Origin of the sequence: Niallia sp. (assembly GCF_031978665.1) — a bacterium.
In the GTDB taxonomy this organism is placed as follows: Bacteria; Bacillota; Bacilli; order Bacillales; family Cytobacillaceae; genus Niallia.
On record NZ_DALZDK010000021.1, the window covers coordinates 26974 to 38151 of the forward strand.

8 protein-coding genes and 1 riboswitch are annotated in these 11178 nt (G+C 34.2%); of the genes, 1 reads left to right on the forward strand and 7 read right to left on the reverse strand.

Features of this window, described 5'->3' with window-relative positions:
• Window positions 1-165: 165 nt before the first annotated feature.
• The 7 genes from RTL21_RS12800 to RTL21_RS12830 all read right to left on the reverse strand — a co-directional run bounded on the left by RTL21_RS12800 (window position 166) and on the right by RTL21_RS12830 (window position 9407).
• Window positions 166-1164, reverse strand: a complete 999-nt coding sequence (locus tag RTL21_RS12800; protein ID WP_312096274.1) for an asparaginase — start codon at window positions 1162-1164, stop codon at window positions 166-168.
• 468 nt (window positions 1165-1632) lie between these two features.
• On the reverse strand, window positions 1633-2118 hold the full coding sequence (locus tag RTL21_RS12805) for a nitroreductase family protein (RefSeq protein ID WP_312096275.1): 486 nt from the start codon (window positions 2116-2118) through the stop codon (window positions 1633-1635).
• A gap of 126 nt (window positions 2119-2244) precedes the next feature.
• Window positions 2245-3429, reverse strand: coding sequence for a Ger(x)C family spore germination protein (locus RTL21_RS12810; protein WP_312096276.1), 1185 nt, complete (start codon window positions 3427-3429; stop codon window positions 2245-2247).
• A 165-nt stretch (window positions 3430-3594) separates the two neighbouring features.
• Entirely contained in the window at window positions 3595-5421 is a 1827-nt protein-coding gene (locus RTL21_RS12815; protein ID WP_312096277.1) for an APC family permease, read from the reverse strand.
• A gap of 102 nt (window positions 5422-5523) precedes the next feature.
• Window positions 5524-5668: riboswitch (cyclic di-AMP (ydaO/yuaA leader) on the reverse strand.
• A 239-nt stretch (window positions 5669-5907) separates the two neighbouring features.
• The gene (locus tag RTL21_RS12820; protein ID WP_312096278.1) at window positions 5908-7092 is read right to left on the reverse strand and encodes an NAD(P)/FAD-dependent oxidoreductase; all 1185 of its coding nucleotides are present in this window, start codon (window positions 7090-7092) and stop codon (window positions 5908-5910) included.
• Window positions 7093-7209: 117 nt separating this feature from the next.
• Window positions 7210-7638 carry a DUF1641 domain-containing protein gene (locus tag RTL21_RS12825; protein WP_312096279.1) on the reverse strand — a complete coding sequence of 143 codons (429 nt, stop codon included), beginning with the start codon at window positions 7636-7638 and terminating at the stop codon, window positions 7210-7212.
• A gap of 524 nt (window positions 7639-8162) precedes the next feature.
• Complete coding sequence (locus RTL21_RS12830) at window positions 8163-9407, reverse strand: ATP-binding protein (RefSeq protein WP_312096280.1); 1245 nt, start codon at window positions 9405-9407, stop codon at window positions 8163-8165.
• A 265-nt stretch (window positions 9408-9672) separates the two neighbouring features.
• Between RTL21_RS12830 and RTL21_RS12835 the strand changes: the two genes are divergently transcribed.
• Complete coding sequence (locus RTL21_RS12835) at window positions 9673-11028, forward strand: amino acid permease (protein ID WP_312096281.1); 1356 nt, start codon at window positions 9673-9675, stop codon at window positions 11026-11028.
• The last annotated feature ends 150 nt before the right edge of the window (window positions 11029-11178 follow it).

Below are 11178 nucleotides of genomic sequence, written 5' to 3' on the forward strand. Positions count from 1 at the left end.
ATATTGAAAAAGAAGTCCAAGTCAAAATTAGGTCGATAAACCTATTCTAATAGATAAAGGGTATTTTTCTGTACGTTAAGCTGGAATTAAAAGAGCGTCCTATCTAACGGTAATACCGCTAAATAGGACGCTCTTAACTCAATTTATTTCAAATAGAAAAAATCTTTAACTCTCCCATTCTACTGAAAGATCATAGGAAATCGGACTTTCCATCACTCTTTTTATTTCCTCTAATGATTGCTCACTGCCCAGTGCCCACATTAATTTTGCTACAAGGGCTTCGGTATTCATATCTGCCGATAAAATAACATTGTATTGAGACACTTTTCTGCCTACTTCATATAATAATAAATCTTGCCCTTCTTCCAAGCACTGTGTAGAAATAATAACTGCGATTCCTTCCTTTACCATTTCTTCAATCTTTGGCAACAGATTTCTTTCCTCAAATGGTAATCCGCCATTGCCAAAGCTTTCAATAATGACTCCTTTATATGCATGTTTAATAAAATCAAAAATTTCAGGTTTTGTTCCTGGATGCAATTTTAATAGAAATACATCTGGACATATACTTGTATCCAATTTAAGCTCATTCGTTTGCTCGTCCGGCTTCCATAAATAATGAATTTGATTTTCTTCTATCTTAGCTACATACGGATGGTTAATACTTTCAAAAGCATCATAACTTTTAGTGCGCATTTTTACTGCTCTAGTCCCAATAATCACTCGACCATCGAAAACGACAAATACTCCACCAATATCCTCTTTTGCAAAGCGGATACTGTCCATTACATTTTTCTTGGCATCTGTTTGTTTAAAACTAATCGGAACCTGTGATCCTGTAATAACAACAGGTTTTTTCAGACCTTGTAGCATATAAGAAAGCGCAGCTGATGTATATGCTAACGTATCTGTTCCATGTGTAATGATAAAACCATCATATTCGTGATAATGTTTAGCAATCGTTTCAGCCATCATTATCCAATGTTCGGGCTGCATATTAGTACTATCTCTATTCATAATAATTTTACAAGTTACATCAACTTCTAAAACATCATTTTTAAAATATTGAAGGAGCTCTTCTGCAGACAAACCGGGGACAAGTCCTTCCTTTCCTTCTACTGAAGCGATTGTTCCACCGGTTGCAAGTAACAGTAATTTTTTCATTTTTAGTCCTCCTAGATGCAATGCTCCTTAAAGCATACGGTTTCGCGATATATACCACGTAATTATATATACTTAAAGAAGTTTCCGCAATAAGAGGATTCTATCCATTTTTGCTGTGTAATACTTACTTTCTCGTATGTACCTACTTCTATTTCCCTATAGGATGGATGGAAATAGAAGGTTGGACAAAACTAAATAATTAATCTGTAAAGACGAACAATCTCTAATTTAGCACTAAAAAAAGGTTACTTTCTCATACTGATTATTTCTGTTTATACACGTAGACGCCACGGGGATTAGCGAGACAGCGCGAGCCCCATGGAAAGCGAAGTGTATGTTGAACTGCTGGTAATAGCAACAAACTTCATGGAACATCCTTTAAAAAAACCCAAACATCTTCGTATAGTTGTTCGGGTTTATCTTAAGCTGCTATACTTATGTCCCAACCTTTTGTAATAAAATCAGACTTTAATCTAAATAGGTAATCTTTTCCTCAATGGACGCTCGTTCTTTAGGAGCCATGATTTCTTCTGGATAACCAATTGCAAGCACGGCAACGACTTCATATTCTTCACTTACTCCTAAAGTTCTTCTTCCTAAAGCAGAGGAGCCAACAGAACTCCAAAACGTTCCAACTCCTTCTTCCCATGCCTGGAGCATCAAATTTTGAATGAAGCAGGAAACGGCAGATAAGTTTTCATCTCGTTCGATTTGGTTTCTTCCTTTATGAGATAAAACCGCTAAAACCTTTGATGCTCCGCCAAAATTTGTTTTATGCTTTAATTCTGCTCGAGTCTTTTCTCCAATAAAAAGAATTTCCCATGGTTCCGTCATCTTATGATTTGGTGCAAATCTGGCACGTTGTAGCCATTCCACAATAACAGCATTGTCGACCTCGTCAGATTTGAATTTTTTTATCGTTCTTCTAGTTGTAATAGCTTCGGAAACATTCATTTCTTCCTCTCCCCTTTTTAGAAAACTTATTTACTTTTCCTCCTTCTTATAATAACGCTATTTTTATCTTTTTTAAATCATTCCTCTTTCTACCGTTTTATTTAGTATCCTATAAATAGAGCATATTTACTTTATATTGTAGCTATTGTTTCTAAATCCACTTCTTTTTACTTCAATATTTACATGTGCATTTATCTTAGCATCTTTAAATCCAGCATCCCAATCATCTTCATATTGTTTAAAATGCTTATAATCTTGATCTCTAAATATCTCTCCTAATCCAAATATATCTGCCACATATTCTTTTTGCATTTTTTTTATTAGTTGATTAAATTCCTTCTCTAGATAGCTGTTGGCATGTTCTTCAAAATCTTCGAATGCATTCACTTTTGCACCTTTGATCCCTTTATCAGATCCTTCAAGAGTAGATTCAGCACGAACAAATATATCTATTTGCGGCCTTCCGTTTACTTGCCTAGCTTTAACTTTTGTCTGCGTATGTATTACGCGCAATCCAAAAAAATTTTGATCGTCATATGGGATAGTCAAAGAAGTTCGTTCCAATTTATTTTGAATCCACAATAATATTCTAGTATCATATAAATCAAGATACCCTTGTAGCTTTCCGTATTTAAAAATTGCCAAAGAGTCAATTTTTGCGACCGCTGCTGGCACAGTCGTCTTTAAATTATCCATACTTCCGCCCATTTCTTTATCGCCCAATATTTTCATAGCAGCTAACACTGGAACTTGTCCTTGTGATGCATATGTACGAATAAAATCATTTAACTTAATTCCAGGAGTTCCTCCCCATTCCTTAAGCATATTATCCAGCTGAGGAAATATTTTTAAGGAAGAGACTTTTTGATAATCATTAACCACTCTTAAAAAATCAACAGCTTGTGCATCTCTAGCAACTACTATATTAAAGTCATCTCTTATTTCCCGATCCCTATCGAAATAATCCATAAAACTAAGGATTCCTTCTCTAGCAATTTCTTCTCCAATTACAAGTAATCTTGTATGCGAAAAGACCAAGTGAGTAGAAATAGCAATGTTAAACTTATGGGTAATCTCCCCAACTGTATCTCCTTCTATCGAGTATACAATCGCGGGAGCTAAACCTTGAGCAGTTCTAGGATTTAGCTCCGTTGCCGAAGTACTCTCTATAGAAAGTTTATATTTATGATCTTCTCCTTTATCTACCGCTATCCCTGTTACAATTGCATTTTGATTTAACTCCGAATGATCCCAACAGCCAGTTAACAAAAAGATGGATATAATGGATAAACTTAATAAGCAGCATTTCATATTTTAAACTACTCCCTTAGAATCATCGATATTGTTTTTATCACCTTCCTAACAATATTGCTAGGATAACTATAAAAAAAGGATAATTTCATCTTTTTCAAAGGTTTACCAATAGGTTATGAAAAAGAACAAAAATTATCCTTTATATCGTTATAATTCCATTTACTATTTTCTTAAATGGTAGGGAACAGTTGTAACAATAACATTTCTTTTATATAGAAGATGTGCCTTTATCAAAAGACTGGATTGATTGTGTAAAATATTATGCCAATTTTTCTTCGTAATAAATTGTGGGATAATAACTGTCACATTATGCTTCTGTTCAGCAGCTTTTTCCTCTATCATATCAATAAATCTTGCTAAGGGTCTAATAAGACTTCGATAGTGAGAATGAATCGTCACTAACCGAATATCCGGTCTAAAGCCCTTCCATTTTTCTTCCATCCGTCTCTCGCTCTCTCTGTCAAACGCAACATATACTGCAATTACTACATCTCCAACTGTCTCTGCATACGCTAAAGAATTCTCCACTACTTTTGTAATTCCAGCAACCGGAAGTATAACAATATTTCCTTCCATTTTTACATCAGAATGTTTCTCTGGTATTCTTAATTGCTCTGCAACATTTTGATAGTGCTTATTTATTTTATGAAACACTAAAACAACAAATGGCAGAAAGATGAGTACTGGCCACACTTGTAAGAACTTTGTTGTAAAGAGAATTAGTAAAACGGTAAAAGTAATAACCGCTCCAATTAAATTAATAGCTAGTTTCCCTCTCCATCCAGCTGGTTTCTCTTTCATCCATTTTCTACTCATTCCTGTTTGCGATAATGTAAACGGAATAAACACTCCTACTGCATATAAAGGAATAAGTTTTTCTGTGTGACCTCCAAAGAAAATGATTAATAAGATAGATGCAATGCCTAAAATGACAATCCCATTTGAATAACTTAATCTGTCTCCTCTAACAGTAAATATTCGAGGCATATATTTATCCGATGCTAAATTGACGGCAAGTAAAGGAAATGCTGCATAGCCTGTATTGGCCGCCAATACCAATATTAACGCAGTTGTCACTTGGATAAAATAATACATGGCATTTTTGCCAAACACCTCTGTAGCTATTTGGGAAATTACCGTTTCTTCTCCATTTGGAGCAATCCCAAACCAATAGGCAAGGAAGGTAATACCAGAAAATAATACAGCTAGAAAAAGTCCCATCATCGTTAACGTTTTTACTGCATTTTTGGCAGATGGTTCTTTGAAATTTGGCACAGCATTCGAAATTGCTTCCACTCCTGTTAAAGCAGAGCAACCGGAAGAAAATGCCTTTAATAAAAGAAAGATGCTAAGGCCTGGAACGGTCGTTCCTATTGGCGCGTGTAGTTCAACAGGAACATCGCCGTTTAAAACTTTCCAAATACCAACACCAATTAAAATAAATAATGTTAAAACAAATAAATAAACTGGATAAGCTAAAACGGAAGCAGACTCAGTTACACCTCTTAAATTTAAGATTGTTATCAGAATTACCAGCATGATTGCGATAAGAACATTATATTTATACAAACTAGGAAAGGCTGAAGTTATTGCATCTGTTCCAGCCGAAACACTTACTGCAACCGTTAAGATATAATCTACTAAAAGCGAACCACCTGCAATAAGGCCAGCGTTCTCTCCTAAATTATTTTTTGATACAACATATGCTCCTCCACCTTGAGGATAGGCATAAATGATTTGACGATAGGACATCAGCAAAGCTGCCAACAAAACAAGAACACCAATTGCGATAGGAATGGAATACCAATAGGCTAAGAAACCTACTGCTGATAATACAAGCAAAATTTGTTCTGTTCCATATGCTACCGATGAAAGTGCATCAGATGAAAGAATGGCTAAAGCCTTTAATTTATTTAATTTCTGGTCCCCTAAAGCACTTGTTTTTAACGGTTTTCCAATTACGATTCTTTTTACGGTCGATCTGTTCACGATTTATCCCTCACTATGACTATTGATACTTTTTCTGTTTTTGGGCAAATAAAAAAACTACAAAGAATTACTGTGTAGTTAAGTAATAGTAAACATCACGTATTCTCCCCTCTAAACGCTTCCGGAGTTAGCTGTCGGATTAGGACATATGAGAGTTGCCCTTCCTTTTTAAGGATTCACCCCAAGTGTAAGTGTTGCACACAAATACTGGTTCCCCCGTTCTAAATAGATTAAGCGATTCGTATTAAATTTTGTTTTGCATGACTGATATTACTCCTGAAAAATAGGAAAGTAAAGGATTAAAAAAGGACAAAAATCAACAAATCTTACCGAATAAAAGAATAAGAACTGAATTACATGGAAGAATCTATCTCTAGCTCATTATTTTATCGATTTTCAAACAAAGGCATAATTTCTTTCAACCTTTAAAAATAACAAAAAAGATGAGTACAGTGCAAAGCACTATATCTCATCTTTTTTCATCTATTAATAAGCTAGGCTGAATAGCCCTTTGATATGTGATAAGTAACGAATATTACTTGCTTCTTTCATTAATGAAGCTGGTAATCCTCTTAATGGAGTTGAACTCCCACCAACGATTGCTACTCCGTCTTTTCTACCAAGACTCGCAAGTGTACCAGAGTTAATTGGAGCAAATGAATCTAATGCTTTATCTTCAAGATATGCATATAGATTATATCCAATTAATTCACCCATTTGCCAAGCAATTTGAGCAGTAGGTGGTGCTGGACGACCATCACCATCCGCTGGGAAGTATACTGCACTATCTCCAGCTACAAATACATCAGGGTGTGAAGTGGATTGTAAGAATTCATTAACAGTTGCACGACCGCGATTTACTTCTAATCCTGAAACGCCGACTAATGGATTTCCTTGTACGCCACCTGTCCATACAAATGTATTAGCAACAATTTTTTGACCATCTTTTAAATCAATTACATTGCCAGAAACATTCGTTACAGGTAGTCCAGTTAAGAATGTCACGCCACGTTTTTCCAAGCTTTTAGTAGCACGTTCGATTAAGTCTTCTGGTAATACTGGAAGAATTTTCGGACCAGCTTCTACTAATAGTAATTTAATATCTCGGAAATCAACACCATATTTTCTTGTTAAACCTGGTAGGATATCAGCAAGTTCACCAACAAGTTCTACACCTGTTAGACCTCCACCACCAATTAAAATAGTAGCATCTTCTTGTTTTCTTGATTTAGCATATTCACGAATACGATCTTCAACATGATTGTAAATTCTATTTGCATCCTCAGCTGATTTAAGAACCATGCTGTTCTCTTCAAGACCTGGAATACCAAAGTATGCAGTTACGCTTCCTAAAGCTACAACTAATGCATCATAAGTTAATTTAGCTCCACCGTTTAAAACAACTTCTTTTGTATCCACATTGAAAGAATCAACAGAAGCAATTTTCAAATCGATATCTTTCCCTTTAAATAATTTCTCTAACGGCATAGCAACTGCTTGTTCAGAAACATTACCTGCTGCTAAACGGTGCAATTCCGTAATAATTTGATGTGTTGGGTATTTATTAATAACGGTAACTGTAGCTTCTGCTTTACTGTAAAATTTACGAACATTTAAAGCTGCTAAAAGGCCACCGTATCCAGCACCTAAAATAACGATATGTTTTGACATAGTAAATCCTCCGTCCTTATTACATTTAAAAGTATTGGCAGACTTCCTTATCCCTTTTTGTCATAAAAGAAATCCTTTTATAAACAAAATGCTGACTTGGCAAGACTACATGAAAGATTATTTATTATTGCGCTCTGACATAATTTGAAGATAGCTCTGTAAAAAACGGAACATCTTTTGTGCTTGTGGGTCTTTTAACATTTTCATTAGACCAAATATACCAATTGTTTCATTGCTTTCTTCTGCACGATCCTTTGCTTCAATCGCAGCTGAAGCCATACCCTTAACGGAATGGATAACAGGCTCGAACATTTCAGTAGTCGCACCAACAATATCACTCTTAAAAACTTCATCCTGTGATAAGGATTGAACAACATCATATGATTTAGATAGTCCATTAACCATTTCAGTTAACTTTGGTAGTTGCTCGATTAACGTTGTCAATGATTCTTGAACCTCAGGCTTTAACAACTGATCCAATAGATCTTGATTTGTTGTAGCAGTCAGTTGTTTTTCAGCATTTGTTTGGGCAGTAGTTTCTGACATAACTGATTCTCCTTTACTATAAGCTTTTCGCTTAAATGTTATTAACAAATTATTTGTGATTGAGTGCACAAAAATTCGCAAAAGATATTTTTACCTACTCTAGTTAAAATGAATAAAGGTATGTACAAATCATCGTTGTAACACTCTTCTTTTAAACAGTAGAAGAGGATGTACAACCTCTCCATCATTAAACTCCTTTAATATAATACCACTTTTTGAACAAAAATAAATGTAAGTTTGACAAAAAAATAGAGTTTTTTTGAACAAAAGTGAAGTTTATCACGAATTAAGTGATTAATGTCACAAAACAAACAAAATAAATATTAACTCTAAATATTCTTAAGTTTTATTGTATATACTATTATGCTAAAAAAATAACCTACTATTCATTCCCGTCTCAATATATATTCTTTAAAAAACGACGAATCCCTGTAAGTGTTTTCATTTTTTGCCGAATATTTCGTTTGTTAAAGAATGTATGGACAAATCTGTTTTCCTTTATAATCTGCCCACACTTGCCTTAACTATTTGCTCACAATCGGTAAATAAACAGAACAGGTTGTTCCTTTCTTTACTTTGCTTTTAATCTTAATTTTACCGTTTAAATGATGAATGATATTAAAGCATACCATGGTGCCAATTCCAGTTCCTTGTGTTTTTGTGGAATAAAAAGGGGTTCCTAGTCTGTTTAGCTCCTCTTCAGACATCCCTTTTCCATTATCCGTAATATTTATTCTTATATAATTTTCTGTTATTTTTTCAGATATAACTACTTCACCTGTATACTCTATTGCTTCAATCGCATTCTTAATCATATTTATAAATAATTGCAAAATTTCATCTTGTCCAGCTTCAATAATACAAGGTGTTTGAACTTGATTATATATTTTCACATTATTTAAAAGAGCATATGGACTCATCAGCTCTTCTACTTTTTTTAGAAGCTTGCCTAGATTAATCTGCTCTTTTGTCCCTTCATTTGTTCGAGCAAGTGACAAATAATCATTTATTATATTTTCTGCCCTCACTAACTCTGATGACATAAGGGAAAGCATTTCTTGTTGTTTACTAGTAATATTGGAAGATTCCTTTAATAAATGAGTATATCCTTTGACAACAGTTAGTGGATTTCGTATTTCATGGGCAACAGATGCAGCCATTTCACCAATTAATCGTATTCGCTCCGTTTGTTGCATATGCTCCTTCTTTCGTTCTTGATAGGAAAGTGATTCTATTAAATAAATAGAAATAATTAAGGTAACAATATGAGATAAGTATAAATAAACAACAAATATCAACGTTATTTTATTTGTGAAAAAAGAAGTAGCAATTAAATCAATACTAATAGGAAAAAGCAATGTTAAACAAATAATCAATAATTTTTTTATATGCGATTTGGCCTGGTTGAATTTTTTGATTGCGAAGTACAAGATAGGTAATGTCAATAATACAATGATAAACGTTACCATTAACCCTTCGTTATATCCAATCATATATCGGTATATAGCCATAACAATGGTTGTTATTAACCCAGCTGGAAACCCACCATAGAAAAAAGCAACCACCCAAGGAATAGTCCTTAAATCATAAATATGACCAGGAGCTATTTCTAAAGGAAATGTCATGGATAAAATTACTATGACGGAACAATAAATAGATGTAAATATACTTTTATTTTTAATTTTTAATTTATGAAAATAATAATAATAAATAAAAATTGGAACAACATTCAATAATAATACAAATAAGTAATTGTCAAATCTAATCATCTTTTCTCCTCATTATATAAAAATCCTCACCTATCTACGTTACCATCATTTCACAATTATTTCATTAGGAATTATTTTTTTCTATCTAATTTCACCTGTAATTTTCCTTATTGAAAATAATAATTTTTTTGAAAATAGCCCTTAAAAAAAACAGCATTCAAGTTAAACAAATAATTGCCGAAAAAGCTGACATACTAATAGTGGTTAATAGCAATGTAATCTTTTTTATGTAATCCCTTCATCATTACTTAAAGAGGAGTAAAAAATGACAAATAAACAAGCAAATTCTAATACTTCAAAATCTGAAAATCTGAAATGGTGGCAGTTATCTTTAATTGGTGTTGGCTGTACAATAGGAACTGGCTACTTTCTAGGTTCCAGTCTTGGAATCAAAGAAGCAGGTCCCTCCATTGTTTTTACCTTTATCTTAGCTGCAATCGGTACGTATATCGTTTTTAATCAATTAGCAAAAATGACGGCAGAGGATCCGCAGGAGGGGTCATTTTGTTATTATGCAAATAAAGCATTCGGTCCCTGGGCTGGGTTTAGCTGTGGATGGAATTATTGGTTCTCTAATATTCTAATCATGGGGAGCCAATTAACGGCGCTCTCGCTATTATCCCAGTTTTGGTTTCCCAAAGTACCTTTATGGGTATTCGCCTGTATTTATGCTGTTCTTTCCTTATTTGTTGTCTTCCTAGGAACAAAAGGCTTTGATCGTGTTGAAAATTATTTAGCTATTATTAAAACTGCAGCGATTCTTATGTTTATTGGTTTAGCATTCGCTGCTGTTTTTGGCTGGATACATGGAGGAAACGGCGATATAACTATCCCACGTTCAATGGATAATTTCTTTCCAAAAGGCTATAAAGGCTTCTGGATTTCTTTATTATTTGCATTTTATGCATATGGGGGAATTGAGGTTATCGGGTTAATGGCCATGCAACTGAAAGATAAAAAAGATGCTCCGAAAGCAGGCACAAACATGCTCATAATACTCGTGATAATCTACGTTCTTTCATTAGGATTGGCGTCGATTTTAGCGCCACTCGATCAGTTTTCAGAAAAAGAGAGTCCGTTCGTAACCGCCTTAGCAGATTCTCACTTAAACTTTTTCCCGCATGTATTTAATGGAGCTATTATAATAGCAGGCTTTTCTACCATGACAGCTTCTTTATTTGGAGTGACTAGTCTGTTAGTGACTTTAGCAAATAGTGGGGATGCACCAAAAATCTTTACGAAAAAATTAAAGAAATTCAATCAATTACCGCTTCCTTCCTTTATTCTTGGAGGAATTGGGCTTTTCGCTTCTGTCATTGCTGCTCTTTTATTACCGGGGAAAATATTTGAATATATTACAACGGCTGCTGGGATTCTTTTATTATATAACTGGGCTTTTATCCTGTTTTCTTCCTTTAAAGTGCTTAATGGAAAACTGTGGGATAAAATAAAGTCTTCCTTTGGTATCTTCCTTATCGTGTCTGCTGTTGCTGGAACAATTATCGAAAAGGAAGTTCGAATTGGCTTCTTTGTAAGCTTAGCGTTTGTTGTAATCATTGCCGCTGCAACATTTTTCATGCGACATAAACTAGGAAAAAACAAGTCAGGTTGCACGGAATAAAATCAGCTCTTTTATACTCATTCCTGATGGTTAATGGAACTAATTGTTTTCCTTTCAGTTTGTCGACAAAAAGATTTTCTAAAAGTAAAATTAAATTTTTTTGCGTTGCTTGGAGCGGATAGGTGAGACTCCTGTGGAATTAGCAAGACA

Excerpts from the sequence above, each read along its gene's own strand:
- RTL21_RS12800 (WP_312096274.1), bottom strand. The coding sequence starts at position 1,164 with ATGAAAAAATTACTGTTACTTGCAACCGGTGGAACAATCGCTTCAGTA.
- RTL21_RS12805 (WP_312096275.1), bottom strand. The coding sequence starts at position 2,118 with ATGAATGTTTCCGAAGCTATTACAACTAGAAGAACGATAAAAAAATTC.
- RTL21_RS12810 (WP_312096276.1), bottom strand. The coding sequence starts at position 3,429 with ATGAAATGCTGCTTATTAAGTTTATCCATTATATCCATCTTTTTGTTA.
- RTL21_RS12820 (WP_312096278.1), bottom strand. The coding sequence starts at position 7,092 with ATGTCAAAACATATCGTTATTTTAGGTGCTGGATACGGTGGCCTTTTA.
- RTL21_RS12825 (WP_312096279.1), bottom strand. The coding sequence starts at position 7,638 with ATGTCAGAAACTACTGCCCAAACAAATGCTGAAAAACAACTGACTGCT.
- RTL21_RS12830 (WP_312096280.1), bottom strand. The coding sequence starts at position 9,407 with ATGATTAGATTTGACAATTACTTATTTGTATTATTATTGAATGTTGTT.
- RTL21_RS12835 (WP_312096281.1), top strand. The coding sequence starts at position 9,673 with ATGACAAATAAACAAGCAAATTCTAATACTTCAAAATCTGAAAATCTG.